General features: G+C 43.1%; 27 protein-coding genes. 17 read left to right on the top strand and 10 right to left on the bottom strand.

Annotated elements, in window-relative coordinates:
- Positions 1–54: 54 nt before the first annotated feature.
- Together NH462_RS11285 and NH462_RS11280 are read left to right on the top strand one after the other, a co-directional pair.
- On the top strand, positions 55–1,065 hold the full coding sequence (locus NH462_RS11285; RefSeq protein ID WP_253105734.1) for a catalase family peroxidase: 1,011 nt from the start codon (positions 55–57) through the stop codon (positions 1,063–1,065).
- The gene (locus NH462_RS11280) at positions 1,058–1,585 is read left to right on the top strand and encodes a cytochrome b (protein ID WP_010370685.1); all 528 of its coding nucleotides are present in this window, start codon (positions 1,058–1,060) and stop codon (positions 1,583–1,585) included. The genes NH462_RS11285 and NH462_RS11280 overlap by 8 nt, the downstream gene beginning before the upstream one ends.
- A gap of 45 nt (positions 1,586–1,630) precedes the next feature.
- On the opposite strand, the gene NH462_RS22910 is transcribed toward NH462_RS11280, so the two are convergent.
- Positions 1,631–1,762, bottom strand: a complete 132-nt coding sequence (locus tag NH462_RS22910) for a hypothetical protein (protein ID WP_019647404.1) — start codon at positions 1,760–1,762, stop codon at positions 1,631–1,633.
- 324 nt (positions 1,763–2,086) lie between these two features.
- Here NH462_RS22910 and NH462_RS11275 point away from each other — a divergent pair, with 324 nt between their 5' ends.
- The 8 genes from NH462_RS11275 (at position 2,087) to NH462_RS11240 (ending at position 9,617) form a co-directional block, all read left to right on the top strand.
- Entirely contained in the window at positions 2,087–3,106 is a 1,020-nt protein-coding gene (locus tag NH462_RS11275) for a hypothetical protein (protein WP_010370686.1), read from the top strand.
- A 67-nt stretch (positions 3,107–3,173) separates the two neighbouring features.
- The gene (locus NH462_RS11270) at positions 3,174–3,638 is read left to right on the top strand and encodes a hypothetical protein (protein ID WP_010370688.1); all 465 of its coding nucleotides are present in this window, start codon (positions 3,174–3,176) and stop codon (positions 3,636–3,638) included.
- A 141-nt stretch (positions 3,639–3,779) separates the two neighbouring features.
- Positions 3,780–3,965 carry a hypothetical protein gene (locus NH462_RS11265; protein WP_069020990.1) on the top strand — a complete coding sequence of 62 codons (186 nt, stop codon included), beginning with the start codon at positions 3,780–3,782 and terminating at the stop codon, positions 3,963–3,965.
- Positions 3,966–4,276: 311 nt separating this feature from the next.
- A complete protein-coding gene (locus NH462_RS11260) occupies positions 4,277–4,654 on the top strand; it encodes a MerC domain-containing protein (protein WP_222242678.1) in 378 nt (125 codons plus the stop codon).
- Between the two features lie 23 nt (positions 4,655–4,677).
- On the top strand, positions 4,678–5,316 hold the full coding sequence (locus NH462_RS11255) for a DUF1826 domain-containing protein (protein ID WP_253105733.1): 639 nt from the start codon (positions 4,678–4,680) through the stop codon (positions 5,314–5,316).
- A gap of 12 nt (positions 5,317–5,328) precedes the next feature.
- Positions 5,329–6,264, top strand: coding sequence for an endonuclease/exonuclease/phosphatase family protein (locus NH462_RS11250; protein ID WP_253105732.1), 936 nt, complete (start codon positions 5,329–5,331; stop codon positions 6,262–6,264).
- Positions 6,265–6,468: 204 nt separating this feature from the next.
- Positions 6,469–8,442, top strand: a complete 1,974-nt coding sequence (locus NH462_RS11245; RefSeq protein ID WP_253105731.1) for a DUF2207 domain-containing protein — start codon at positions 6,469–6,471, stop codon at positions 8,440–8,442.
- A gap of 272 nt (positions 8,443–8,714) precedes the next feature.
- On the top strand, positions 8,715–9,617 hold the full coding sequence (locus tag NH462_RS11240) for a DUF808 family protein (protein ID WP_010370701.1): 903 nt from the start codon (positions 8,715–8,717) through the stop codon (positions 9,615–9,617).
- 50 nt (positions 9,618–9,667) lie between these two features.
- Here the strand turns inward: NH462_RS11240 and NH462_RS11235 are convergent, their stop codons facing one another.
- Both NH462_RS11235 and NH462_RS11230 read right to left on the bottom strand, forming a co-directional pair.
- The gene (locus NH462_RS11235) at positions 9,668–11,443 is read right to left on the bottom strand and encodes a sulfatase-like hydrolase/transferase (protein WP_253105730.1); all 1,776 of its coding nucleotides are present in this window, start codon (positions 11,441–11,443) and stop codon (positions 9,668–9,670) included.
- A 194-nt stretch (positions 11,444–11,637) separates the two neighbouring features.
- The gene (locus NH462_RS11230; RefSeq protein WP_017217829.1) at positions 11,638–12,378 is read right to left on the bottom strand and encodes a hypothetical protein; all 741 of its coding nucleotides are present in this window, start codon (positions 12,376–12,378) and stop codon (positions 11,638–11,640) included.
- A 407-nt stretch (positions 12,379–12,785) separates the two neighbouring features.
- On the opposite strand from NH462_RS11230, the gene NH462_RS11225 reads away from it, so the two are divergent.
- Positions 12,786–13,652: an alpha/beta hydrolase-fold protein gene (locus NH462_RS11225; protein ID WP_010370711.1), complete on the top strand. Its 867-nt coding sequence runs from the start codon at positions 12,786–12,788 to the stop codon at positions 13,650–13,652.
- Here the strand turns inward: NH462_RS11225 and NH462_RS11220 are convergent.
- From NH462_RS11220 to NH462_RS11210, 3 genes are all read right to left on the bottom strand, one after another.
- Complete coding sequence (locus NH462_RS11220; RefSeq protein ID WP_253105729.1) at positions 13,644–14,819, bottom strand: alpha/beta hydrolase-fold protein; 1,176 nt, start codon at positions 14,817–14,819, stop codon at positions 13,644–13,646. The genes NH462_RS11225 and NH462_RS11220 overlap by 9 nt on opposite strands.
- 121 nt (positions 14,820–14,940) lie before the next feature.
- Positions 14,941–15,510 carry a hypothetical protein gene (locus NH462_RS11215; protein WP_253105728.1) on the bottom strand — a complete coding sequence of 190 codons (570 nt, stop codon included), beginning with the start codon at positions 15,508–15,510 and terminating at the stop codon, positions 14,941–14,943.
- A 30-nt stretch (positions 15,511–15,540) separates the two neighbouring features.
- Complete coding sequence (locus NH462_RS11210) at positions 15,541–16,365, bottom strand: DUF2306 domain-containing protein (protein WP_253105727.1); 825 nt, start codon at positions 16,363–16,365, stop codon at positions 15,541–15,543.
- 176 nt (positions 16,366–16,541) lie between these two features.
- Here NH462_RS11210 and NH462_RS11205 point away from each other — a divergent pair, with 176 nt between their 5' ends.
- Positions 16,542–17,648, top strand: a complete 1,107-nt coding sequence (locus tag NH462_RS11205) for an AraC family transcriptional regulator (RefSeq protein WP_253105726.1) — start codon at positions 16,542–16,544, stop codon at positions 17,646–17,648.
- 7 nt (positions 17,649–17,655) lie between these two features.
- Here NH462_RS11205 and NH462_RS11200 read toward each other — a convergent pair whose 3' ends face one another.
- A complete protein-coding gene (locus NH462_RS11200) occupies positions 17,656–18,615 on the bottom strand; it encodes a hypothetical protein (RefSeq protein WP_253105725.1) in 960 nt (319 codons plus the stop codon).
- Positions 18,616–18,652: 37 nt separating this feature from the next.
- Positions 18,653–19,423, bottom strand: a complete 771-nt coding sequence (locus NH462_RS11195; RefSeq protein WP_253105724.1) for an NAD(P)H-dependent oxidoreductase — start codon at positions 19,421–19,423, stop codon at positions 18,653–18,655.
- Positions 19,424–19,514: 91 nt separating this feature from the next.
- On the opposite strand from NH462_RS11195, the gene NH462_RS11190 reads away from it, so the two are divergent.
- Complete coding sequence (locus tag NH462_RS11190; RefSeq protein ID WP_253105723.1) at positions 19,515–20,420, top strand: LysR family transcriptional regulator; 906 nt, start codon at positions 19,515–19,517, stop codon at positions 20,418–20,420.
- Here the strand turns inward: NH462_RS11190 and NH462_RS11185 are convergent.
- Positions 20,401–21,750, bottom strand: a complete 1,350-nt coding sequence (locus tag NH462_RS11185; protein WP_010370728.1) for an MFS transporter — start codon at positions 21,748–21,750, stop codon at positions 20,401–20,403. The two genes, NH462_RS11190 and NH462_RS11185, sit on opposite strands and share 20 nt — an antisense overlap.
- Positions 21,751–22,064: 314 nt before the next feature.
- Here NH462_RS11185 and NH462_RS11180 point away from each other — a divergent pair, with 314 nt between their 5' ends.
- Positions 22,065–22,268, top strand: a complete 204-nt coding sequence (locus NH462_RS11180; protein WP_010370730.1) for a hypothetical protein — start codon at positions 22,065–22,067, stop codon at positions 22,266–22,268.
- Between the two features lie 117 nt (positions 22,269–22,385).
- Here NH462_RS11180 and NH462_RS11175 read toward each other — a convergent pair whose 3' ends face one another.
- Positions 22,386–24,938, bottom strand: coding sequence for an Ig-like domain-containing protein (locus tag NH462_RS11175; RefSeq protein ID WP_253105722.1), 2,553 nt, complete (start codon positions 24,936–24,938; stop codon positions 22,386–22,388).
- 197 nt (positions 24,939–25,135) lie between these two features.
- On the opposite strand from NH462_RS11175, the gene NH462_RS11170 reads away from it, so the two are divergent.
- The 3 genes from NH462_RS11170 to NH462_RS11160 all read left to right on the top strand — a co-directional run bounded on the left by NH462_RS11170 (position 25,136) and on the right by NH462_RS11160 (position 26,293).
- Entirely contained in the window at positions 25,136–25,609 is a 474-nt protein-coding gene (locus NH462_RS11170; protein ID WP_010370736.1) for a VOC family protein, read from the top strand.
- A 244-nt stretch (positions 25,610–25,853) separates the two neighbouring features.
- Positions 25,854–26,021, top strand: coding sequence for a hypothetical protein (locus NH462_RS11165; protein ID WP_017217813.1), 168 nt, complete (start codon positions 25,854–25,856; stop codon positions 26,019–26,021).
- A gap of 110 nt (positions 26,022–26,131) precedes the next feature.
- The gene (locus tag NH462_RS11160) at positions 26,132–26,293 is read left to right on the top strand and encodes a hypothetical protein (protein WP_253105721.1); all 162 of its coding nucleotides are present in this window, start codon (positions 26,132–26,134) and stop codon (positions 26,291–26,293) included.
- Positions 26,294–26,306 lie beyond the last annotated feature (13 nt).

Raw genomic sequence — 26,306 nt, 5'->3', positions numbered from 1 at the left:
CGCTGTATATAAGTCACTAATTCGGCAAACTGGCTTAACTTTAGGAGCCGTTTTGTGAAATACACATCTGTATCCTTGTTAGAAAAGGGGTTTTATGTTGCGAGCCTTGTAGTTGCGTTGTTACTTTCACCATTAACACAAGCGCAAACCGAGCAAGTCACCGCCCAGCAATTTGTTGATTTGCAACAAGGGCAAAACCACTTCCCTGGGTTTCGCCGGGCACACGCAAAAGGGATTTGTGTGTCAGGAGAATTTAAATCGAATGGACGGCTATCTCAGTATTCAAACGCAACCGTTTTTAAAGCCGGTACGCATCCATTTGTTGGTCGATTGTCCATTGCCGGAAATAACCCGCACGCCGCTGAATTAACTGCACCGGTAAGGAGTTTCGCGCTGAGCTTCGTAACCGGTGCTGAGCGTTGGAATATTGCGATGAATACGCCTCCAGTGATGGCGGTAACAAATCCGCATGATTTTTATCAGCAAATTGTTGCTCTGAAGCAGGGCAAAGAGGCAGTAAAAGACTTTTTTGCTAAGCATCCAGAGAGTGCGGATTTTTTGGCATGGAAAGCGAGTTACACGCCAAGCCCGAGCTTTGCCCTTGAGACTTATCATAGTATTAATGCATTTTATTTGGTTGATGAAAAAGCGCAGCGTCAGGCTATTCGCTGGAAAATGCTGCCATTAGATGAAGAAAGTAAAAATCCTTACACTGGCAAAGACGCGCTACAGCAAGAATTTGCAACTCGATTAGAGAAAGGAGCTGTACGCTTCAATTGGCAGTTTATATTTGCCAAGCAAGAAGATGATGAAAATAATCCAGCCAAACTTTGGCCCAGTAACCGCGCAAAGGTAGATGCTGGAGAGATCTTCATAACGCATTGGCAACCGCAACTATCGGGTAACTGCCATGCGCTCAATTTTGATCCCTTGATATTACCTAGCGGTGTTATTGCAACCGAAGATCCAATTCTAAGAGCGCGCTCTGCTGCCTATGCAGAGTCCTATCGCCGTAGGGCTAAGGAGCAATTGATGGGCGCACTTGAGGAGACAGTGAATGACTGATCAAACAACACGATTTAATCTTGCGATGAGAGTGCTTCACTGGTCTATGGCATTACTTATCTTTGCTATGATTTTTGCTGGCCTTACGATGGTACGTGCGCTTGAACCTTGGCAGCTTACTTTACTGGGGTTACATAAAGCATTTGGTATGCTGGCACTTTTGCTACTTTTATTGCGCTTTCTTATTAGAATAAAGTCACCTACACCCAGCTTGCCATCTGGGATGTCGACAATACAGGTCAAACTGGCCAAACTCAGCCACTGGCTGCTTTACGTATTGATGTTAATTATACCGACTAGCGGCCTGTTGATGCAGTATTATGCTGCGCGACCAATTGTGGTGCTCGACTTATTCACCATTCCAGCCGCGATGGTGCCTCACATCGAGTACTTCGCCGTGTTTCGCGAAGGGCATGGTTTAGCGGTATTGCTACTGATTGCAGTACTTGCAGTTCATATCGGGGCGGCGCTTTACCATCACTTTATAAGAAAAGATGGCGTGCTAAAAAGCATGTTGTAATCGACAAAGAGTCATTGTAAGTAAAAACAGTTAAATAACCGCGCCCTAACACTCTGGTGTCATATAGGTGTCGAAATAGCTCATGCTGCACGCGACTTGTTTAATGGCGGTATAGCTTTGCTCCATCGCCGCTCTTAGTAAGTTTTTATAATCGCTTCCTTTGATACTACTAACCATACAGGTTGCGCCAAAGTCTAGAAGCGCAAAATAAATAACGAGATGTAAAAACTCTCGAATATCTCGTATGTGCCATTTAAAATTGAGCGCTTTTAATACGTTAGCTAGGTGCGATTTGTTCTTAGCGAGCCAATCAATGGCTTGGATAATTCACAGCTAGCCTGTTGCAGGCGATTTGCATGTTGAAATGACAATGTTTGATTGGTAGGTTACTAAAAATAATAAATAAAGTTAGCTTGAATGTTGTTGTTTTTTACTTGTTGATAAGTGAGATATTCAAAAATTCACGCTAATGAGCTATTAGGTACTCAAAGGAATGCAGAGATGCTCTACAAAATAGAAGAACAAGCCGAAGCTTTTGAAAAGTTAGAGCCTGTAGAGTTCAAAGACTTTTCTAGTTTTGGAAAACTTGAGAAAGATCTAGAAAACTTAATTGCAAATAGCATCTTAGATGTGTTGTTTGAAGATGCTAGATTGATGCCTGTGTTTCAGGAAAGACAATGGCAAGCGGAAGCTGATATATATGCACTTAATGAAAATGGTGAATTAGTTATATTTGAATTAAAGCGTGCATCAGTTGGGAAAGATGCCGTCCATCAAGCACTAAGATATGCGCAAGACGCTGGTCAATGGAGCTACCAAAAGTTAGAACAAAAGTTCAAAGAATATAGCAAAAGCGAAATGTCGCTAGTTGAAGCTCACAGAGAGGCTTTTAGTCTTGAGCATGAATTAGATCCAAAAGAAATAAATAATAAACAACACCTATTAGTTATCGGTAGTGCAGCCGATGAATCATTAGTATCTTCCATCGATTACTGGAAGAAAAATGGTATATCTATTGATTTCCTACCATATCGAGTTTATGAACTTGCTGGAGAAAAGTACTTTGAATTCTTTGCGCTTCCATATGATAAGCACAAGAATCCAAGTGATGTAAAAGGTGTATTATTTGATACAAATCGTAGTTGGGATGAGAATTCTATTTGGTCGATGATGGATAATAGCCGTCTTGAGGCATATGGTGATGCGAAGAGGTTTGTTCACCATGTTCATGTAGGAGATATTGTTTTCTTCTCGCACAAATGGTGTGGCTTAATAGCTGCAGCAAAAGTAAAAGGAGAGGTTAAAGCTCCAGACAGTGAAACTTTGTATCGAGATGTAGAGTTTTTGACTCCTATTCCGAACCGGAAAGATAACAAACTGTTGGCTATGCCTTTTTCAGAAGTTAGCTCAAAAACAGGTAAAAGTTTCTTTTGGGCTAGAACTATAAAGGTCCCTTATCTAACAAAAAATGAAGCACTTGAGTTAGTCGAGGAGCTTAACAATTACTTACATCGCACATAATAAGTCAAGGCTGCCGGACTGCTTCGCTGCCGCAGCTTAACGCGTTAGGCATACAAAAGAGAGAGATATGCAAAAACTAAGCTTTGCGTTAATGTTGATAGCTGTATCGTTTTCAAGTGTAGCTGGGAACGAATTTACACCTGAACAATTAATTGAAAAGGGTAAGGCGTTTGTCCAAGCTAAAAATGCGCGCCAGCAACCGAGTAGTAAGATTGAGGATATTGAAAATTATTTATCTTTGTTGTCAGACAGCTTTATTGACGAACACGTTAAATACAATTTCACTTATACCGATAAATCAAAACTCCGGCAAGATATGATCGGAAAGCTTAAAGATGAAGTCATTAACAGTAGTATTACTATCAATGAGGTTATGACTGGCTCAAATGTCATTTTTATCAAAATGACGGAGTCTGGTAAGGTAAAGCCAGCGCATCTAGACAAAATCATTGAATACAATAAAACCAACATTGTCTCATTGGAATTCGATAAATCCGGTTTAATTAAGCGTATACGAAGGCATCATGGTTAAAAGTGTGCCTTTGAGCAAGGCATTGGTTAGGAAGTTATGCGTAAGTTTTTATATGTTGATTTTTTGTTTCTCCGCTGCCAGTATAGTCGTTAGCTAGTTTCCATTTTGGAAACTTTAAACAATGATCATTAAGGAAATAAAATGAAACTGAGCCTTAAGAAAAGAAACATGAAAGTACTCAATAAAGACAATAGCCAAGTTGTTAAAAATGCCACCGCGCAAATTGCCGGTGGTTACAATCGAGGTTATACAGACTTTTATTTTTGTGGAACAACACATTGTCCATCTGCGTACCCAGAGTGCGAAACGATGGGGTGTAACGCGTAACCTTTTTCCGTAGTCAGCGATTACTCATCAATTCATAGGTTTCTTCTGGATCTCAAACCTGTGAATTGTAATTCATTACATTCCTATTTGATCAAACACCTTCCAAAGTACCTTTGCGTTTATTTGCTACAACACCGTAAAAATCACGACAAGCAGAGATTGACTCTCTAGGTGCTTTAAATACACGCCACTTTTTTATGTTGGGCTTTGTATCGAACACTCTTTTTGTCGTATGGCTTTTAACGTTTTACTCTTTTTTATGGTTATGTTATATTGTATCAAATTAATGCAGGCATGACGAAGGAGAAAGCGTGAACGCAAAAGTACAGTCGTTTGGAGACAAAGCAGCAATTGGGTTATCTATGTTATGCTTAGTCCATTGTTTAATATTACCTTTTTTATTAATTGTACTTCCTCCCTTTGCGGGGTTACTCGCGCTCTCTGATGAAGCTTTTCACGAATGGTTACTCATAGCCGTGCTACCCATTAGCGTATTGGCCCTTGGATTTGGCTATGTGCGGCATAAGTCAGGTCTTGTCGTGGGCTTGGGGTTAATGGGCTGCACATTCTTGGTGCTAGCAACTATTTTAGGTGAACAACGCGGAGAAACCTTGTTTACAGTACTTGGCTCTATGCTCATCTCCTACGCTCATCTTCGAAACTATGCGCTGCGTCGCAACTTTCACTAAATAAAACCCTATTTGGAGTTACTATGAATAGCCTTATGCCTATAGAGCCCTTGCTTGACGTGGACTCAGTGCATCATCAGCAGTCAGAACATGCTACCGTGTTAACCAAGATTTATGAGCCCAAAATCAATATTGTGATTTGGCAACATGCATTATCTCCTGCTTTGAAAGCAGAGTTTGGTCGCTACTTAGAAGCAGCAAAAGAGCTAGAATTAGCGCTACAAATTGCGACTAGCAATATCACCTGTGAAGTTAGTGAGCCGTTAAAGCGGCTGAATTTTAGCGATGCGATGGTGGCGCATATTATTGAAATAGTAGATATGTTTAGCTGCTTATTTGAACTTCGCGTCGTTGGTTTTCGGTTAAAAATGCTCAAGACTGCAATGTGCCCGAAATTTCATGTTGATAAAGTACCTGTACGACTGGTGACAACACTCGCAGGCGCGGGCAGTGAGTGGCTTAGAAACCAGCATGTATCAAGGGATGACAACAAACTGACTCTGGCCTCGGAAGCAGACGCAATACAGCTTGCCTGTGGGGATGTGGCATTATTAAAAGGTGAGCGTTGGGATGGTAATGAAGGCCGTGGCTTAGTGCATCGCTCACCAGCGGTAGTAATAGGAGAAAAACGATTGCTACTGACGTTAGATTTTATCGCCTAGATTGGATTCATTATGACAACAAAATTAACTGCATTTGCATTTAGCGCTATTTTTAGCCTCTCGCTATTGGGATGCCAGTCGGAGCCTTCAAATATCGGTTCCTCCGCGGTAAGCGGCCAAGCACCCGTCGCTCCGCTTAAAATTGCGACTTGGAACATGGAGCATTTAGCATATCCATCGAGTGCAGGATGTAGACCTCGTGACGAGCAGGAGATAAGCGCGCTGCGCGATTATGCAAAAGGGCTTAATGCAGACGTTATTGCGCTGCAGGAAGTCGCATCGGTTAAGGCATTAGAGCAGGTCTTTCCAAGTAGTGAATGGCAATTACTGATTTCAAGTCGAGCTAATAGCACGGCGTACGACTGTAGAGGAAGTGGCAATCTGTCTACACAGCAGAAAACCGCGTTTGCGATTAGAAATAACCTAGTCCCAAGCAAAGTGGATAACGTGAGCGAACTTAGCGTGGATGTTGAAGGATTAAGACATGGTCTAGTTGTGACCTTAGATACTCAGTTTGGTGAGCTTTCAGTGTTTAATGTTCATCTTAAAAGCGGCTGTTTTGTTGATAACTACTCGACTTCGGATAAAAAGGCCTGTCGATTGCTGGCAGATCAGTTACCAGTACTTAAATCTTGGTTGGAGAAACACGCAAATAGCAACACCATTGTGTTGGGCGACTTTAATCATCGTTTAAGCCATGGCGACAATCAATTTTGGCAGCAATTAACCAAGCATCAAAATAATGCTTCTGTACCTTTGGTAAACGCAACTAAAACACTGACAGGTTGTCACCCACGTTACCCTGTGCCGATTGACCATATATTGCTGAGCAACAAACTTGCAAACACGGTGAAATTCGACCCCAGCGTACACTTTTTTGCGGATATGTCTGAAGAGAAAATGCTCAGCGATCATTGCGCTATTTCGGTGTCAATTAGCATGCGTTAAGACGGTTGTTCGTTACAGCAAAGGGAGCGTATATAACCAAAAATTCAACCGGTGATGTGCAAATATTATCAAGGTCTAATCGGCAAAGGCGGCGTCTTCAACGGTAACTTTAGTGTTGAAATTAGACCTTATTTGCTTTAGTCTGCTGCGCAAATTGAGCTGAGTTACATAGACTTAGCGCTTTGCATTCAAAGGATTTGAACGATGACTAAACGCTGTTGGTTTACCATGCTTTATGGTGTATTGCTGGCAATCATTTTATTGGTTGTGAGCGTTCCTTCTCAGGCTTATTTGAGATTTAAAGATGCGTCGGTAGCAGATCCTCACTTCTCTCAGCTACAAGTTAAGCTCGATATTAATAAAACTGGTGCACTTCAAGTTACTCAGCAAGGCATATTGCAAGGGGGAAACTTCGATTGGCAGGGGCTCGCGCAAACAATTGAGCTGGATGTGAGGTATCCAGATGGTACACACTATCTGAGCGATATCAGCATTGACTCAGTAAAAATCGACGAGCAAGAAGTGCGTTATGCACTGAAGTATAACTACGATAGAAGTGCAGTCACGCTTGTAATAAGCAAAGAGCAGCTTCCAAAGCAAGGACAAGCTCAGCAATTTGAAGTGCGATATCAATCAAAAAACCGTATGCGATTTTATCCGGCATTGGATGAATTGACTTATGCACTCTTTCCGAATGTTAATCTTAAAATAAAAAAGCTTACCGTCTCCATTCTCTATCCTCAAACTGCGACGCTGAAGGAGCACCAATTGTTTGTCGATCACCTAAAAAATGATGCGTTTTTGATACGCGATGGGGTGGTTGATGGACGCAATCAGCTCCTATTCGAGAGCCAATCTGAGATAGCAGATAAAGCGCAGGGAGAAATCGCCCTCGCGTTTGAAAAAGGTGTGTTTAAGGATAATTTTCTTTACCGCAAAATTTGGTATCCGTTTAGAGTGTTATTTATTGCTTTGCCGTTTTTAATGTTATTTGCATTGGCTGTGTGGCAAACGCGTAAGCGCCTCCACGCATTGCCAAAACTTGCCGATGCGCATCCTTGTTCAACTCAACCACCAGACTTACCGATTTGCTTGGTGAGAGAGCTGGTTGCTGCAAATATCGAGCGCATGCTAACAGCAAAAGATGTGTTAGCTGAGGTGCTAAAGCTTGCAGTGGCGAAACAGTTAACCATTAGCGAACGGGGTAAAAACAATGATGAATTTAGTAATGTTGAGCCAAAAAAGCTGGATCAAATTCAGATAAATCCTGAAGCGCCGAGCCAGCCAGAGGCGGTTGGGTTAAGCGGTAAACTGCAACGTTACTTTTATCAACAGCAAGACGTTCAAAGCTCGAGTGGAAAACGCAAGCGAAAACGAGTAATAAAAAACCGCTTTGTTATTAATAAAGGAAACGAGGGGAGAACGTCTTTCACAGAAATAATATGTCATTATGTGAATAATGCCGAAGTGGGGAAAGCTCAGCATAATGTAAACTTTCTTGCTTTTATTGTGCCTATTTTACTTTGGTTAAGTGCTTCTTTTGTTGTGATTGGAGTTGGTGCTGGCAATGGGTGGCAAGTGTTTGCGGGGAGTTTAATTGTAGTTTTATTGTGCACTTCAATATTATTAATTGCGGTGCTTATTGTAGAGATGTTTATAGAACATCGCAGCGAAGATAAAAAGAGCCGAGAAATGTGGCTTGTACGCGCGTTAATTTATATTCCTACCCATTTATTCTTATTATGGATGTGTGTTGATGGTGATGATGAGCTGGTGAATGGTACCAGTGTGGTTTTTCACTTCTTTTACCTGGGTTTTATTGCGGCTTTCTTTTCATTTATCGGGCCCTCCAAGCAATTTAAAGCTTGGGTATTGCAGTCTCAGCAATTTTATCAATACATTAAACTTAAGAGTCAGCACTGCTTCGCTGAAGGGGTCGAAAAAGCAGAGTACGAAGCATTGTTACCTTATGCGTATGCATTTGGTTTGTTGAATGAGTGGATTAAAGGGTATGAGGCCTACCTAACAGCTGAGCTGGACGACACTATGCCTTTGATCCCTTGGATCCGGTATAAAAAAATTACCGAGCCGAGAGAATTAAAGCAACATTTAAGTTGTCTTGAAGCGGTCATGCCTGCAATATCATGTTTGGCCTATGATAAAAATATTGTGTATTAGGGTCTGTTGCTAACATAACCTGAGGTTTGGATAAGGAATGAGCTAACTCATTGTTTTTAATATCACATTAAATTATCCCCTTATCTAGCCAGACCGTTTTAGGGATAACAAGGCGAATTTATGCACCAATAGCTGGCTATTGGAAGTGAACTCAACGCAGTTAGCGCTAAAACTGGCTGCTAGAAAGGCATTAATTATCCGAAGCTCAGGTTAACATAAACAGTAATTTGACAACCGCACCTGATGAATAACTTAAACGAAAGGAGTGTGCTATGCCATCCGCAAACTTACTTGCCTTGCTCGATGATGTCGCTGCGCTAACAAAATTAGCCGCAACGAAAACCGCTCCGGTGTTAGGAGACGATCTTGCCGTCAACGCAGAGCAACTATCGGGCGGGATCAAACCAGATCGGGAGCTTGCAGTGGTATGGAAGGTGTTTAAAGGCTCCTTGCTGAACAAGTTTATTTTGGTGCCCGTTGCTTTGGCTTGCAGTTACTTTGCGTCGTTTATGATCCCCATTATGCTAATTTTAGGGGCGCTGTATTTGCTGTTCGAGGGCGGCGAAAAAATTCTCCACGCTATTTTTCACCGTCAGGAGCAACAGCAAGAAACCGATGAGTTTGTCAAAGCGCTTGAGGATGAGCGTGTTGACTTGGTCGAGTTTGAAAAAGACAAAATCAAGGGCGCTATTGTTACCGACTTTGTTCTGTCGGCGGAAATTATCATTATTGCGCTGGGTGCGATTGCTGATCAGCCTTTTGAAAAGCAAGCAATAGTCCTTTCGTTAATTGGGCTTGCACTGACAGTCGGGGTCTACGGGATTGTGGCCTTGATTGTTAAGCTTGATGATATTGGTTTAGCCATGATTAAGGACGCAAGTAAGACTACACTTGCGGCGATAAAACGTGGGGTGGGTAAGGGGCTGCTTTATTTTGCCAACGGTCTGATGAAGTTTTTGTCGGTCGCCGGTGTGCTGGCAATGCTTTTAGTTGGCGTTGATATTTTGGCTCACCAGTTCCACTTACTCGAAGAAATTGTTCACGCTATTGAAAAGCTGATCCCTGCAATAAGCTGGCTTTTGAATATTATCGCCAAGCTTGGCTTGGGGGCGGTGATTGGTGTCATTATTGCGGCGGTGCTAAGTCAGTTGTTGGCAGTGTTTAAAAAAGCATAAATAATCGCAAGTAGCCCGTATATTTCAGGGCTACTTGCAGAGCCTTTCGATTACCTTCTAATCGGCACTTGCTGGTTGACTGGCTTTTGCGGTGCTTCATTGAGGTTTTGTGGTAATAAACGTTTGGCTTTACGCTGCTCCCGTAGCGTAAATTGAAGCGCTTTTAAAATCCGCGCCTCCAATGGCGTTTCGCAAAACGGGCTTAACAGGTTGTTCTCTTCCGTCGGATCTTCACTCAAGTTATAACACTCGTATTCACTGGGAATGAACTGAGAGGTTGTTATTCCGTCGGGGTTGCCAACGCCAACGACATTACTCACAGACGATTGCGTGGTAGCCTCATCGTTACCACCAAGATCAACTAAGTTCGGGTCTTGCTCATAGAATCTAGCGTTATCAAAATAACGTACAAACTTCCATTTCGTGTCACCGCTGATATCTGGTAGTTGTGTTACCACAGCTTCAATATGGTTCGGTTGGATAATACTATTGTAGGCTTTACCGGTAAGCATATTCGTCATATCACTGCCAACTTCGATGTTGTCATCGGTCATAAAGTAAATAGCTTCTTCTCGGGGCGACGCTTCACCTAAAATGACGTTGGCTAGGTTTCGGCCAACGAGTGGCTGTGCTTCACTGTGATCTTTAGCAAGCTGAGTACGAGTTTGCTCAATATCTATATCCGCTAGACCAAGCAGGGTAGGCAGTAAGTCGATATGTGATGTGGTGATATCAAGCTGTTTAGGTTGATTGAAAAGCACTGGGTTAGAAATAATAAACGGCACGTTTAATACTTCTTGATACGCGGTGTACCATTTTTGATGTAGACCGCCGTGAGCACCTAGTAGCTCACCATGATCTGAGGTAAAAACGACAATCGTATTTTCATAAAAAGATGACTGCTTTAAAGCGTTAAATACCTGTTCTATATGCTTGTTCACTTCTGCGATAAGGTAGTAATAAAACTGTCGATAGGTTTCATCTGGTGGCTGTGGTAGATACATATGCGGGTACATAAGTTGATAGTCTTTTTGGCATCTAGGCTTGTCCATTAAGCTTTCATTTTGGCTTGGGGCTGGTGCAACACTTGGAAGGTTACCGGCTTCTTTTTCGGCATAAAAGTTGGAAAACCAATCTTTTTGTCCCATTAATACAATGTCGTGTGGGTTTACGAATGAAGAAACCAGTAAAAATGGCGTTTGGTCGCCGTTTTGTGCCTTTTCTTCAAGTTGTTTAAGGGTTTCACAAACTTGATTGGCAAATCCCGGATCTCGAGATGTACCTGAATTGTTCTCTGCAGCGCCATGAGGTTCAGGACCTATCCATTGACTAAAGCCAAACTTATCTAGGCGCTCTGCGCGCTCATAGAGAGCTTGTTTTGCTGGGTAAGGCTCTCCGGTTTCGGAGTTACTATACAGCGCTTGCTGACTCCCCGGCACGATAATATCCTCATCGGAGAGGTGCCACTTACCACGATAATAGGTTTGATAACCCGCTTCGCGAAACCAAGAGCCCATGGTTGGCACGGTATTGGGAGCCAGCCAGAACATATTTTGATCAAATGACGACTTGCCAATTCCAGGTGTTTGGCTGACGCCGTGTAGGGATGGATATTGTCCCGTGTAAATGGATGTTCTACTCGGTGCGCATGCCGTTGCTGCTGCATTATGGTTCATAAATTCCATGCCACAGCGGCGCATTTCTGCCATGCACGCACTGTGCTTGAGTCGATACTCTTTTGCTTGTGAATTTTCGTAGGGCGGAGGAAAACGCTCTTCATCGGTGGTAATGATTAGAAAATTCGGTTGTTTGCCATTAATCTTCATTACAATCTCCTTTTAACTTGCACAGGGTAAATGCCCACGAAGAGTGTAGTTGAAGATCCTTAGATATTTGCGCTTTGTGTAATTTAATTGTTTTTTTATTTTAAATAATGTGTAAAAACAACATTCTGTCTTTTCTCTACGATAAATAGAAAAAGGCCTTATCGGCCTTTATATATGTTTTGGTATTTGGTGAGTTACCAGTCGCCTGGGTCGCCGCCATCTGAGTCGCTGATCTCCTCGTAAGTACCGCCAGTGTCAATACTCAGCTGTTTAAGAAACTGAAATGTAGGGGTACTAGATACCGACTGAGATGCAGATGAAACATCTAATACATACATCTTATCTTTATTAGCTAGAATATTTTGCACTGTGCCTGTATAGATTGTGGCATTGAATTGCACAGGTGGTAGCTCAAACAGGTATTTAGAGGTTACGCTCGTTTGCCAATTTGAGCCGCCACAGCTAGAGGCTGGGCTGTCATTTTCACCGCCATCAGTAGAACCATACACTCTTAACAGTGCGCCATTAGCGGCTTCTGTTGAGTAGTTTGCTCTTAACTCATCAGCGCCATCACACATAGCTTGTGCAAGTGCAGTTAACCCTGAGCACCCTTCTGGATCTAGTTGATAGAGTGCCATCATTGCCGCATTGAAACCGACAAACCCGTTAGTTAGGGATTGAATTTGACCGCCACTAGCAAACGTTTTCACATTTAGCTGTTGGCCATTAATTGTGGCATCTAAAAAGAACTTTGATACTTTTTGCACTGCTTGTTGCTTTGAGAACGAACATCGGCTTTGTCCATCTGGGCGTAACGTGTTCATTGAACTACTGCGGTCTAAAAAAAGTACGCCATAAGATTCAGGCGCAGCGAGCGAATTGAAACTCGACATTGTGGTTGCCAAAACAATGGCAGATACTAAGATTTTCATCATCGTGAACTCCATCTCAAAAGATACCATTTGCATTATCTAATCGGAAAATCTCACAACAGCGACAAGATATTGTTCAAATGGTGTAAGAAGTATCTGGCTGTACTGCTGATGCAGATACATGATTTGCGCGAGTAAAAAAAATGAACTTAATTGGTTGCAAATTTGTTGCGCAGCGTAAGGGTAGGGTAGATTCTGATTTTATCCATTACACCTCATTACAGCGAAAATTTATTTTTTAAAACATAATCTTACATTTAGATTTGGCATAAACTTTAGTGTTTTCATGATGTTATGCTTATCTTCCTGATATAATAGCAGTTGCGATTTAGTTTCTAAAAAATATACAGTAGGATGAAGTAAACAGTACTCAAAAGTACGAAATAATAAAAACAATGACAGGAAGTTTTATGAAGCGATATCTATTTTCTTTCTTAGGTTTAATCGCCAGCGTAGCTGTTGGTTGGAAGTTTACCCAGTATCAGTCTCATTACACTTCAGATTATGTTGATGTAGTGTTGTCTTCACAAGTGCTTAATGAAGATCGAAAGGTCTTTATTCGCCTCCCAAAAGAATATGACAAGGCACATAGTTATCCACTCATTATTCGCACCGACGGCAACTTTAATCTCGCGCGGTGGGATGAGGTACTAAGCAGCCTTGCTGAACAAGGTAGGGTAGAAGATGCAATTTTAGTGTCTATTCCCAATCAATTTTGGACTGAGACCCGCAACCGCGACTTAGTGCCGCCTTATGCTCGACAAGATGTTGCGATTGAGGCCCGTCCAGAGAGTGACAATGATCCTGCCATTTTTGGTCGTGCAGATCGTTTTTTGCAATTTGTTGAAAGCGAGCTGTTACCCTATTTAGAAGCTAACTACTCAATTAACGACAACCGTGTATTAAGCGGGTTCTCTGCTGGTGGAAGTTTTGTACTTTATACCATGGTGACTAAACCAGCGCTTTTTGATGGCTATTTTGCTTTTAGTCCTGCTGCGTGGTACGACGACTCGGTTGTCGTAAAAGAATTCGCAAAAAGCCTAGCCAATGTTCAAGGCAAACCTAAGTATATTTACCTCTCCATCGGCGGTGCTGAGAATGACATCATTACGGGGGCATTTCACGGTTTATTAGATGCACTTGAACAACATGCGCCTGTCAATGTGCGTTGGGGACACAGCATTAGCGAGGGCGCGGGGCATTCACAAAACCCAGTGGTTTCTGTGCCACTTGCGTTGAGTGAATATCATCACTTTAGAAAAAATCAGTTAATGTAAGTGTTGCAATGCTTTGATTTCAGAGAGCAAATGTTTTTGTTCGCTTTCACTTAGCCCTTCAAGCTTAAGCATGGCTTGGTAGGTCTTTAATAGCGATGGCTTATCTCCTTTTTGCTGATAAGCCATCGCCAATTGCTGCAGTGCATTGAGAGACTCTGAGTTGTGCTGGCTCACAAAGCTAAACAGGTTGATGGCCGCAGTGAAGTTACGTTCGAATAGGGCGGCATACCCGAGCGAAGTCAGCGCACTATAGGGGTAAGTCTTGAGTCCATATAGTGACTTAGCGATGGCGACATGATTTTCCAGCTGAGTGACACCCGCGGCCGCTACCTTCAAGGATGGCTGATAATGGTTAAAGAGGTGCTGCAGACCATGATAATAGCTTGGGTAGACGACACTCATATGGGTTTCGCCGCTAAAGTGCTGCGCTTTGAAGTCAATGCCATTTGGCTTTCGCCAAGCATCATTAAGACGTTGAAATGGCTGCGTTATGATTGCGCTTTCGTCTGCCATGCTGATGTAGATACACTTGTTGATTAACGCTTTTGCCAGTAAGTCATTTAATAATCGCTCTTTATCCCACCAAAGGCTTGGACTTGCCAACATCACACCATTAAATAAATCGGGTTTTTCAAGTAGCGCATAGGTTGCAAACAGCCCACCGAATGAGTGTCCTGCTAACGCGCGATAGCTTGATGTGCGATAATGCTTGTCTACGTAAGGGATGAGTTCTTTGTCGATAAATTGCAGTAGCATTTCTGCACCGCCCGGATTTTGCTGTCGTGTTGGACCTGCAAAATGTCCCAGTACCGCAAGGCTGCCTTTGTGATAAGACGGGGTCAGCTCTCGAGTGCGGTGTTCGTTGGTTTCGATGGCAACAATGATAAGTTCAGGTATTTTATGTTGTTGTGCCAAGAAGCGAGCCGCCGAAGCGGTATGTTCAAGATTGCTCTGGCCATCAGTCAGATATAACACTGGATAGCTTGTATTGCCTTGCTCATAGCTTGGTGGCAGGACGATATGAACCGTTCTTTTTTGCGAAAAATAAGCGGACGAAAGCTGCAGTGTCGAGTTCGGATCTGCTGAGTTATTAGCAACTGCGCTACCAACTGACAGCAATGTAAAAATAGCCACGATAACAATGTGAGTAACTAACCTAGTTTGCATAACCGCTCGTTCCCTGCTTAAAAATCATCGCTAATTTAACACGAGTCAAAACGACAAGGAACGGGTTATATAGCAGCGCCTAGGAATTATTTGTGTTGTCTTGAGCTTTGCAAGGTCACTATTACTCCATTCTCATTGGTGTTTGTGTCTTCTTAAGTAATTTAGAAAAGATAGGTTTTAAGCAAAAAAGAGAAAACACTGAAACGATTGCCATCACTAAAATGCCGATCAGTGGAATAGCATAACCAAAGGTAAAACTAGCACCGACCACGTGTCCCAATATGCATTCTGCGCGGTAGATTGGATAAAATAATCCAGCTATCAAAAGTCCTAAGGCTGTATACATGGTGAGGCTTTGATAACCGAACTCCCAAAGGGCTGATTGCAACAAGCTAAAGAGTAACATCATAAAGAATGCGACCAAAAACTCAGTAGGAATAACCACGGGTGCTGTTTTTTTAATGCCCTCTGTGCCAATTGCTTCATGGAGCCGCAGTGCAGTAAGCCAAGCTAATACGGGAATTATGATAATGCCCCATGCGTTAGATACTGCCGGAAAATCTGCTCTGTGAAGTAAGTGGTGACTGACTATGCCGCCGTTTAAATGTTGCCACATCAGCGTTAATATCACGAGTAAGATTGCCGATGTAATTAGGCCTTTGTTGATTTTGTTCGCTGTGACTGAAAGCATGTTTCTACTCCTAGCTGATTAAACTGTAATTTAACTAAAAAAGACGGCTGAAATGCGTGGCCACCACATCATGACAGCGGCCGCGCAAACGCCAATCGCGGTGATCACAAAACCTAAGCTCATCATCACCGCGATTATCCACACCGGTGCGCTGGCTTTGGTTTGGCGTTTTGCCCAAAAGTAGAGTTCTGCGAGTGCCATTGGTAGCAGATAGCAGGCAAACGAAATAAATATATCGACAGGGCCATCTAAGGTTGCGGTATTGCCATTGAAGCCTTGGTTGACCATGTACCAACCAAACAAATAAAGACGAAATGTCCACACCCCATTAACCAAGAAAAAACTATGTGCGGCATAACGTTGATGTGCGGCGATATTTTTTTGTATGGCAGCGTGCCAAGCAAAAAATATCGCAATGGGAATTAATATACCGTTGAGTGTTATCCCAATGGCACCAACATCGCTTAGCCTAAGACCGGTTACCCAAGTGAGATATAATCCTGTGAGTGCGCCCGAAATACCGAGAATAAAAAATACGCGTCCGTTGTAGCGGTGAAAGCGTTTTCGCACCGCAGGAATAAGCTGTAATAAACCGCTGGTGGCCAAAATCACAGCGGGTAAAACATGGCTAAAAAACACCTTGGCATCTTTTGTGTGTCCACTCGCCGGTGAAACCGCTGCACTTTGCTCTGTGAGTCCCACGATAAGCGGGATGGCATATAGGCCTAAGATATAAACAGCAAACATCCATTGCCCGAGCAGTGCGATACATATCCAGCTCTTTACGGCACCATTCAATACGCTAAAGGGACTAAAGAAAAGCCCAGTTGTTTTGGTTAGATTGAGGGAAGACAAAATACTTATCCTTATAAATCAATGAACTTGATATATAAAATGACAAGATTTTGCTATCTCGTCGCTTTGATTTTGAAAATCAAAGCAAAGAAAGTAGGCCGAATTTAAAAAATGATGGTGTTAAGTTTGCTTACAAAGTTAATTTGAATGCTATTGGTGTGGCTGTTAGAGTTTCTGTGTCTACCAATATTCCTTCAATCACCATGACTATTGAAAACTATTACCTACTTTTACTTAGCCTATGTTGCACTTTGGTTGTTGCTCAGCTTTTTGTAAAAGAGAAAAAAGCAGCACATTTACTCTTTGCTTTAGTGTGCGGCTCGATAGCATTGGCCACGACCAAAAAGCTGACTCAGGACTCCTTAAATGGATATCAGTATTTAATTGGCATGGGCGCTTGTGTGACCTGTAATGGGTTTTGGTTGCTTGCTAGGGCACTATTTAGAGAAAAACAGGCCATTTTAAAAAGGCATGTTGTGTTTGCAATTGCTATTGCTGCCTTGGTCATATGGCGACAAGGTTATTTGTTTATCGATAGTCAATTACACATGAACGCTCGCGGATTTGTTGAGTGGCTTAACATTGCGGCGTATGAGCTTACCTTGTTGTTGTCATCTAGTGTGCTCATGCTGGCATTTTGGGAAGGGTGCCGAGGATTCTCACAGTCTCAAGGGCAAGAAAAAGCACAAAGGGTGCTATTTATATCTGCTTATTTTATTTGCGTCGCAGGCACTAAACTAATCGAAAATCGCTTTGCTGACAATCGTGAGGTTCAAGAATGGGCAGTGACAAGCGCAGCCATCCTCATTATATTGACGGCGCAAGTGTTACTGTATTGGCGATTTTCATCTCAACATACAATTACATCCGTTAGGTGCGTTGAATCAAATGAGCCAACACAAACCGAGGATGATATTGCGCTCCAGCGACAGGTGGAACACTTTCTTATCAAGCAAAAAGGCTTTCTCAAAGAAGGGTTAAAAGTCGCTGACTTGGCTCAGCAATTTAATGAACCTGAATACAAAATAAGCCGAGTGATACGACAAAACCTGCAAGCGCGAAATTTCAGCCAATTGGTCAATGAGTTGAGGGTTGAGCATGCCAAAGTGCTGTTACAAGACCCCGCTAAACAGCATTGGCCAGTACTTGTCGTTGGCCTGGAAAGTGGTTTTGCGTCGGTTGGACCATTTACTAGAGCATTTAAAATCGCTACGGGAACCACACCAAACCAATTTAGAAAGCAAAATAGCCAAACGCAAGTGCTACGTGAAGCACAAGAGTAAGTGGCGATTAATCTAGCTTAGTCAGTTTGTATTGTAGCTGCTGAATAGGTAGCTCTATCGTCTGTGGGTCAAGCTCTGGCGTAATATCACTGACCGGAAAGACGTTATCTATTTCCACCGCATTCGCGATAGCGTTAGTATCGCCATTGGATAAAAAAGTAAGTTGGGTGTAATCACTGGGCTGTAAGTCATACCGAGCCAGCGTTGCTTTTAAGTCTATGCTGTATTCGTATGCAGCTAACAGGCTACCTGCGTTATCGTTGTATCTGCAGATCCGCCATTGATAGCTACTTTCGATAAACTCTAGCGCCCAAATGCCACCTTTATCTTGGATCATTTGTTGTGGTTGTTGGCAGGGCTGCGGTAGAGGCAGTAAACGGCTATGAGACCAAAGCCCCTCGTGGTTTTGGCACAATAAGTCACCCTTACCAAGGTCGATAATATGCGAGCTTAGACCATATTGGCAAAACTGGGAGGCGGGAACGAAAAAGGGAACGGTATGCTTGTTAAGTGCGCTAAACGCAATATAGCCCATTAATACCTCAGTATTGGTCATCCAGCCAAGATAAACATATTCATCATTTTGCCAGTTTGTTGATGCGATTTTCCCCTGTTTAATGGTGTTAGTCAGCGTGAAGTTTTCGCTTTTGCCATTAAATGTACAAGTCAAACTGCCTTGTGTAGCGCCGATGTTGCATGATTGCTGAGCTTGCTCCTGTGATAGTTGCTTAATTTTAGAGTTTGGCGTTTGATGAGTTAGCACGGAGGTGAACTTAGCCGCAGCAGACAACTGGCCGGTTTGATCTTGTTTAAAACGACATTTAGGCTGTATCTTTGAGGAACTGAGCACGACATTACCATCAAGTACAGCAAGCTCACAGCTATTGGCTATGGTACAAGCCGTGAGCAGCATAACGCCACAAAAGGCAATCCAAGTGTTTTGCAAATCACAATACTCATCAATCATCAGCGACATCCTATAAACATAGCTGATAAGGCCTTGATTAAGCAATATGTGCAGCAATACCCGATTTTCCCATAGCGACTTCGGCTTTTAGCACTTGGCCGTTGATGTAATCGCCACTATTTTGTTTTCGGTAGGGGATTGGCTGTTCACTAAATACCTGTGTTAAGCGCTCTGACCAATTGACAATTTCATCAGCTATACGTTGATTCGGTTCGCCTTTTGCGTCGAAAATAACATGGTTTTGTAGAACGTCCATACCTGGGAAAAACAAAGTCCCGTGCGTGATCGGAAATAGTAATTCGTCCATTGTGCCGTTTATCCCTAAAGTAGAGTAATCCTCATATCCACCACCTGTGGTTACACAAATTAACGCTCGCTTTCCCTGTAAAACTCCCTCGCCGTAGCGCAATTGGTTCCCTTTGTTTTGATAACCGTAAGCAAAGCCATAGGCATAGACTCTATCGAACCAGCCTTTAAGTATGGCAGGCACGCTGTACCACCAAAGTGGAAAATGAAAAATAACCAAATCGGCAGCCAGCAATTTTTGCTGCTCTTGAATAACGTCTTCGGTTAGGGTGTTTGAGTGATATGCTTTGCCAGACGCTGCAATAATCGCAAGTGGTGCTTGTGAGTCATCTTGCGGGAAGTCGGTCTCATCAACCACAGCCTTCCATTTCATTTGGTATAGATCTGAAGTTTGAACTTGCAAACCCATGCGCGTTAAGGTTTCGACACTTGTTTTGGCGAGTGTCTGGGTTAAGGAAGTCGGCTCTGGATGTGCCGATACCACTAGTGCGGATTTGGTCATGATAAGTGCTCTGTAACGAAAAGGAGTTGTTACTATCTCTGTAATCTTGCTATAAATGAAATTGAATATTTTTACCCTAGGTATAAATTAAATGGATAGCAAAAAGGTGGACTTAAACCTGCTTCAGACTTTGGTGGTGTTACTGGAAGAGTGCAATGTGACCAAAGCGTCAGATAGGTTGAACCTCAGCCAGCCTGCAGTAAGCACTCAGCTAAGTCGGCTGCGCGGACTATTTGATGATCAGTTATTAGTCCCAATTCATAAAGGCATGCTACCAACTGCTAAAGCGCTTGCTTTGCTGCCGGAACTTCGCGCTGTGATGAAGCTAGTAAGTAACGTGTTAGTCGAGCATCAAGACTTTTTCCCAGAAACGGCCAATTTAACCTTTAAAGTGGCATGTACCGACTATTTACAGTTAGTGGTGATGACAGAGGTAATACGGCGTTTAAAAATCGCTGCGCCCAATATCAAGGTCGTGCTTTGCCACTTAAAAATAGCAACGCTTGCAGCCCAGCTACAACAGTCAGAACTCGATTTGGCATTAATGTCGCCGGAATGTGGGCCTGATTCGTTAAGATTTAAAACCTTATATCAAGAAAAGTATGTCTTGATTGGCAGAAAACATCATCCACAGCTAACGCCAGAAATGACAATCGCAGATTATGTGAAGCTTGAGCATATTGTGGTGTCTTTTGAAGGAAATAGCACCTCGACATTCGTTGATTCAATCTTGCAGCAATATGGTGTATCGAGGCAGGTGATGACGTCAGTACCCTCATTTTTATTGGTGCCGGAACTGGTGAGAAATACCGAATTGGTTGCACTTATTCCAGCTCGTCAAGCGTCAAAACTCGGAGCTGATTTTACCCTCGTTGAAAATCCGATACCTGACTGTGCTTTTGATGTCGCTATGGTGTGGCACGAAGTGCAGCATCAATATCCTGCACTTCGTTGGTTACGAGCGTTTATCAGTCAGACTATGGCTGAGGTTTGTTAGTCGTTTCGTCCAGCTCCTCGGTTGGCTCACTATTTTGATCATTGTCGTCGAGTTCATCGTCGTTATCGCGAGGCGCATCTTCGTCAACGACAAGTAGCTGTTCGTGTGCTGTTTTTTCTTCGATACGCGGGTCCATGGTGGCTGCGAGCGGTGAGCTGGTAATATCAGAAGTCGCAGCCACATAGTCGCTAGGCTCTGGCTGCTCAGCTTTTTGTCTGGCGTTGATAAAGTGGAGGAGTAAAAACATAACAACGGTTAGTGCGCTTAACGAAGCGTATAAGGCTTGATGACCAAAATGGGACATGATCTGTGCAATAGCGGCCGAGCCAACGCAGGCACCTCCCCCAAACGCCACCAGCAATGCGGAAGAAACACCAACACGGTCTTCATCATCAACACGGGAGTTTGCTAGTGCCGAAGAAAGTGGGTACATGGTAAATGCAAATAACCCAAAGCCAAAAGTCAGCCAAAGACTGTAGCTTGGGCTCAGTGGCAGTAAAAATATACAAAGAGAAATCAACCCAATAAAAACAGCGTTACTGCGCAGTAAGATACTTCTGCGAACTCGGTCAGAGATAATGCCCATTGGCCACTGTGCAAGCAAACCTGCAAAAATTGTTACCGACATATACATAGCAATTTCTTCGGCATTAAATCCTGATTGGCTGGCAAAAGTCGGGGCAAGGCCATAAAAGCTGCCATTAATCACTCCGGCAAAACAGACCGCCGTAAGAGATTGAGGCACTTTTTTGAAGTAGGTAAACAGACTGACTTGAATAGGTTTAAGTGGCTTAGGGTGGATCCGCCTCGTCGTTGAAATAGGGATAATTCCAAAGGATAAAGCAACAACAATTAAAAATAGCGGCGCATAGCCAAGCTCGGGGAAGTTAGAAAGCGCAAACTGCCCAGTTACCATACCGAGGTAGGAAGTGAGCATGTAAAAAGAAAATACCCGCCCTCGCTGCTCTGGTGCTGCTTGTTCATTCAGCCAGCTTTCGAGCACCATAAAGTTACACATCATGCCAAGACCCACCACAAGTCGTAGTCCAAGCCAAAGATAGATATTGTCACTCACCCCATGTATTGCTACGCAGGCCGTCACTGCAGCTGTGCTTGCCGCAAACGCGCGAATATGCCCAACTGATTTGATCAGGTGGTAGCCTAATTTGGCACCGAGCAACAAACCCAAGTAATAAAACGAGGTAAGCAAGCCGATCCAAAACGTGCTGACGCCGTGCTGGCCTAAATAAAGCGCTAAGTAAGTAGTCAGCAGGCCTGTCCCACCGACTAAGAATAGATTTGTTAAATAAAGCGATGGAAAAGATTTCATATCGACCTTGGGATTCATTATGAATTTGCGTGTAACGCTCTAATAGTAGGGGAGAAATAGTTTATTTCCAAGCAAAAAGCTGTTGACCATTTATCAGCCTTGTTTGTTTGTGTCGTTGGCTGATTGCTACATAGTCTAAGTTATAGGGTTATTCAGTGTGGTTCTGGCAAAAATACAGTGATAACACGCGAATGATTGAATAGTTGCTTTAATTGGGTTGAGTGTTTTTTGTTCAGGTGATACAACTTAAGTTCAGGACTAAATTATTATGAGCTAGTTCCTGAATTTATCAATAAAACAAAAAAGGATTACCAATGAAATTAACGGTTAAAAAATTAAAGTCTTTATCTAAAAACAGCCAATCACTTGATTATGCAGCGACGCCTAATGTGGCAGGCGGTTATACAACGAGGCCTGGCACGATTGGTTGTGAAACCACGACTAAAGAGTGTGATTTAATCACCACTGCACTTTGTACAAGCGCTCGATGCGATAACTACACGACTGAAAATTGTTAGCAATCAAGTAAGCAGGAGCTGGGCAGTACCTGCCTTTATTCTTTGTATTTTATTGATTCATCAACCTGAGCTCAGCATAACGTTTGACGTAAATACCAAGCCCAGGCCAATGTAACTTTAATTTCCTCGATTCATCTGCGTTAATTTATCGCCAATGGGTTGAGAGAAGTTATAACCATCGTACTTATCCCAGTTAATCGACCATGTCATCACGCCACCAAAGTTCGGATAAGCCCTGTTGGGTTGAATAGTGCCACATCCTGTACCTTTGGTTAAACAATCTAAGGCATTGATGATATTGCCGATGGGCGCTTGGCCTGAATTTGCCGACTGTGGGCCAGAAGGTAGACCAATGGCTACTTGGTCATCCCTAAGTGGCGCAAAGCGGGTGCCATCAGCAAGATCAAATCCTTCAATCAGCATTTTTGCATGAGCAACCATCATGTTCACTGAGCCCTCAGGAGCACTTCCTGGTTCGTATGGGTTAGGTAGGCCGCCATTGTTGTATAGCTGTACGTGCAGTAAATCTAATGTGTCGCGTAGCTCATTTATAAGTGGAATATAAGCGCCCCAAATACCTGAATAGGCAATCATGCCACCATGTACGTAGGGATGCTCAGGGGCCATGGTAAGTACCATATTGCCACCAATATTTTGTTCTATTTGTTTTAATGCTCTTGGCAGCCGAGCTTGGATCTGAGAGCCATGCACAAGGTTCGAGCCACTCTCTAAATCTATATCGAGCCCGTCAAATCCCCATTGTTGAATAATACCGGTGAGGCTGCTGACAAATGCCGCTTCATCGGCATCCGTATTGAGGGTAATTGTGCCTTCTGCACCACCAAGGCTTAGCACAAAAACTTTACCTTGCGCTTGTAGTGCCTGCATGTCGGATTTGAATTTTACTGGGTCGATAGGCGGGCAGTTAGAGCGAATGTCTTTTTCAAATGGTGTGAAGTGCACTGTGCCATTCGAGTTTCTATCATTTTCAGCAAAGGCAATATCGATGATGTCCCAAGCAGTAGACATCTGATCAAGTGGAATAGGGCAACCAGCTGGATTGACAAAGTTATGCCAATAGCCAATCAGTTTGTGCTTTTTACCGATGGGTTTGTCGATGACTTGAACTGTCACGCCGCTACTGGACACCTGTTCATTATTGTCGTTGGTGGCCGTGGCATAAAGTGTTTTTGTGCCGATTGAGGCCGGTGCATAACTATATTCGTAGGGTGGCGTTGCGTCTGTATTGAGTAATACGCCATCAGCATAAAATTGTACTTGTGTGATTTGTCCAACAAAAGAGGATGCTTGTGCAATCAATTGAGTGGAATTACCCAAGGTAATTTGGCTGCCGCTAGTGGGGGCGAGTAAATCAACGGCAATCGGTTTATCAGTCACATTCACTGTGATTGTTTGCTCGCTTTGATTACTTTCATTATCGACGGCAATGGCGTTTAAGCTTACCGGATTGAGGGTTGTCGGTGTCCAGCTGTGGCTAAGTGTTCCTTGATTGGCTGTGGCGAGGAGTGTGTTGTCAGCATAGAGTGACAGTGTAGCAATACTGCCGTCAGTATCTTGAGCACTGACAGAGATAGTGGTGGGCGCATTGACCAAAACAGTACCATTATTGGACGGGCTTTCGAACGTTACGGTTGGCGCGATTGCGCAGATCCCTAAGTCGCTCCAAGCATCGGTCCAATACTGGCCTGTACCTGGCTCGTATGCCCACTGCGCGTTTGAGCTACACCAACCTGCGATGTCACAGCGATATTTATGATTATTATGCGCGACGAGTTCACCAGTCTGGTAATTTTGTCCAGCGCTGTATGCTCTAAGGCCTTGGCAGCCACCTCCCACTTTTGTTAACACGTCGATGGCAAGGTTTGCCTCACTCACCAAGCCTTGATTGTCTATCGCTTTTACATTTAGTTGGTTTACGCCAACTTGTTCCGCTTGGAATTGGAACTCAAAAGGAGAGGTTGTTAGGTTCGCGACAAGCTGGTTGTTCAGGCTAATTTCTACTCCCGCAATAGTACCGTCGCTATCTTCAGCGGTGATGCTGATCCCTACCATATCGCCTTGATAGAATTGCTGGCCGTTGGCTGGTGCTACAATGGATACGTTCGGTGGTAAATTTCCCCCGCCCGGTTTTACTGTGATCCGTGCTGATTGCGAACTTCCGGTTAGCCCTTGTAAATCGGTGGCAATTGCACTGATATCGTATTCGCCAAGTACTGCGCTCCAAGTGGTTTGAAATGGCGCGCTAGTATCCGTTGCGATAACTTGGCCATTTACTAAGAATTCGACATAAGCTAGGTCACCATCGGCATCATTGGCATCAGCGGAAAAAACAGCGCTGTCATTTTCGCCCAGCACAGCACCATTATTTGGGCTGGTGAGTACGACACTCGGCGTTTGACCTGACCCCGTTGCACAAGCTCCAAGTGACCGCCAGACATCATAAGGACCGGAGTGGCCTGCTGGATTGTCGTTTTGACTGTACCACTTAGCTTCATATGCTTGGTTTTGGGACTCTGTAATATCCCCTTGTCTGTATACTTGTTGTTCAGACCACAGGGTTAAATTACTACAGTCGTAGGCGTTTGCTTGGCCTGCGAGGATGAGAGCACCGCTCGTCCAAGCCAATCGTAATATAGAAGTTGGTTTCATACTGATCCCTTACATGTTGTTGTGTGTTTTATGAACAAAACCAAATTAGCATATAGGTAAATAATTCGTTAATCAACACTCGAGTAATGAGTAAATCTCATCGCTGCAATAACATGAGCATCGCAATTTTAATTCGCATATTTCAAATAATCGGCTAGGTTTAGAGGGAATTTAACGGACTTTATAGGATCCATATCATGGCGACTTCTTCAATTCCTTCCGGTTATCATTCACTCACGCCTTACCTCATTGTGGCTGGTGCAGCAAAAGCCATCGAGTTTTACCGAGCTGCTTTTGGCGCTAGCGTAAAACTTCAGTTACCTATGCCAGATGGCGGAATAGCACATGCGGAGCTGCTGATTGGTAACTCTTATGTGATGCTTTCAGATATGTGCCCTGATATGCACTTTAAAGATCCCAATGAGCTTGGTGGTACGCCCGTTAGCTTGATGTTGTATGTTGACGATGTGGACACTGTGTTTGCGGGGGCAATTGAATTGGGGGCACAGCAAGTTACGCCCGTTTGTGATCAGTTTTATGGTGATAGGGCTGGAACGCTACGAGACCCATTTGGTCATGTCTGGACGATTGGCACGCATAAAGAAGATCTCACAGAAACCGAGTTGCTCGCGCGTATGGCTGATTTTATGGATAAGCAACAAGATGCCTAGTTGAGGTAAGCTTATCTCAGTAGATTGCATGTTTGTTGATTTTTTGTTTGTTTTTAATGGTGCGTTTTTTGGGGTTTGTGGTTAAAAAGCATTATTTAACATATGGTTAATTGTTGTTCTAATGAAGGGGTGAATTTTAAAGTTAACTTTATTGTTAATAATGTTGAATTTTTAATTTTTTCATGGCAGCTTAAGAATTAGTGATAAATTCTTATCACTAAACGACTATTTCAAGGAAATGATAATGAAATTAAAATTAAAAAAATCAGCGTTGAAGCAACTAGATAAAAACCAAAACCTACCTTTACAGCAAACCCCTCAAGTAGCAGGCGGTGCTGAGCCAAATACTAGAATCCCATGCCGTTTAACGGAAACGTTGACTGGTACGGATTACGGTCAGTGCCGTTGTTAGTATAGTCGAGCAGTGTTTTAGGTTGGCCTGATGGGATAGAGATCGACTTGTTGGACTATCAACCTTAAACAACATGATTTATAAATTAAGATTAACTCAAGGATAAGAAGATGAAATTAAAATTTAAAAAAACAGCATTAAAACAATTAGATAAAAAACAAAACCTGCCTCAAGAGCAAACACCAAACATCGCTGGTGGTGCAAATAGCCGTATTCCGTGTCGTCCGCCTTTGACGGAAACGGGTAACCAATACTGGCAGTGCGATTGTTAAGATTAGTGATAAA

Origin of the sequence: Pseudoalteromonas sp. OANN1 (assembly GCF_024124685.1) — a bacterium.
Taxonomy (GTDB): Bacteria; Pseudomonadota; Gammaproteobacteria; order Enterobacterales; family Alteromonadaceae; genus Pseudoalteromonas; species Pseudoalteromonas piscicida.
This window is presented reverse-complemented; position numbering and strand designations above follow the sequence as displayed.

Coding starts and splice junctions, on each gene's coding strand:
- NH462_RS11280 (WP_010370685.1), top strand. CDS start 1,058: ATGACTGATCAAACAACACGATTTAATCTTGCGATGAGAGTGCTTCAC.
- NH462_RS22910 (WP_019647404.1), bottom strand. CDS start 1,762: ATGGTTAGTAGTATCAAAGGAAGCGATTATAAAAACTTACTAAGAGCG.
- NH462_RS11275 (WP_010370686.1), top strand. CDS start 2,087: ATGCTCTACAAAATAGAAGAACAAGCCGAAGCTTTTGAAAAGTTAGAG.
- NH462_RS11270 (WP_010370688.1), top strand. CDS start 3,174: ATGCAAAAACTAAGCTTTGCGTTAATGTTGATAGCTGTATCGTTTTCA.
- NH462_RS11265 (WP_069020990.1), top strand. CDS start 3,780: ATGAAACTGAGCCTTAAGAAAAGAAACATGAAAGTACTCAATAAAGAC.
- NH462_RS11255 (WP_253105733.1), top strand. CDS start 4,678: ATGAATAGCCTTATGCCTATAGAGCCCTTGCTTGACGTGGACTCAGTG.
- NH462_RS11250 (WP_253105732.1), top strand. CDS start 5,329: ATGACAACAAAATTAACTGCATTTGCATTTAGCGCTATTTTTAGCCTC.
- NH462_RS11245 (WP_253105731.1), top strand. CDS start 6,469: ATGACTAAACGCTGTTGGTTTACCATGCTTTATGGTGTATTGCTGGCA.
- NH462_RS11240 (WP_010370701.1), top strand. CDS start 8,715: ATGCCATCCGCAAACTTACTTGCCTTGCTCGATGATGTCGCTGCGCTA.
- NH462_RS11235 (WP_253105730.1), bottom strand. CDS start 11,443: ATGAAGATTAATGGCAAACAACCGAATTTTCTAATCATTACCACCGAT.
- NH462_RS11230 (WP_017217829.1), bottom strand. CDS start 12,378: ATGATGAAAATCTTAGTATCTGCCATTGTTTTGGCAACCACAATGTCG.
- NH462_RS11225 (WP_010370711.1), top strand. CDS start 12,786: ATGAAGCGATATCTATTTTCTTTCTTAGGTTTAATCGCCAGCGTAGCT.
- NH462_RS11220 (WP_253105729.1), bottom strand. CDS start 14,819: ATGCAAACTAGGTTAGTTACTCACATTGTTATCGTGGCTATTTTTACA.
- NH462_RS11215 (WP_253105728.1), bottom strand. CDS start 15,510: ATGCTTTCAGTCACAGCGAACAAAATCAACAAAGGCCTAATTACATCG.
- NH462_RS11200 (WP_253105725.1), bottom strand. CDS start 18,615: ATGATTGATGAGTATTGTGATTTGCAAAACACTTGGATTGCCTTTTGT.
- NH462_RS11195 (WP_253105724.1), bottom strand. CDS start 19,423: ATGACCAAATCCGCACTAGTGGTATCGGCACATCCAGAGCCGACTTCC.
- NH462_RS11190 (WP_253105723.1), top strand. CDS start 19,515: ATGGATAGCAAAAAGGTGGACTTAAACCTGCTTCAGACTTTGGTGGTG.
- NH462_RS11185 (WP_010370728.1), bottom strand. CDS start 21,750: ATGAAATCTTTTCCATCGCTTTATTTAACAAATCTATTCTTAGTCGGT.
- NH462_RS11180 (WP_010370730.1), top strand. CDS start 22,065: ATGAAATTAACGGTTAAAAAATTAAAGTCTTTATCTAAAAACAGCCAA.
- NH462_RS11175 (WP_253105722.1), bottom strand. CDS start 24,938: ATGAAACCAACTTCTATATTACGATTGGCTTGGACGAGCGGTGCTCTC.
- NH462_RS11170 (WP_010370736.1), top strand. CDS start 25,136: ATGGCGACTTCTTCAATTCCTTCCGGTTATCATTCACTCACGCCTTAC.
- NH462_RS11165 (WP_017217813.1), top strand. CDS start 25,854: ATGAAATTAAAATTAAAAAAATCAGCGTTGAAGCAACTAGATAAAAAC.
- NH462_RS11160 (WP_253105721.1), top strand. CDS start 26,132: ATGAAATTAAAATTTAAAAAAACAGCATTAAAACAATTAGATAAAAAA.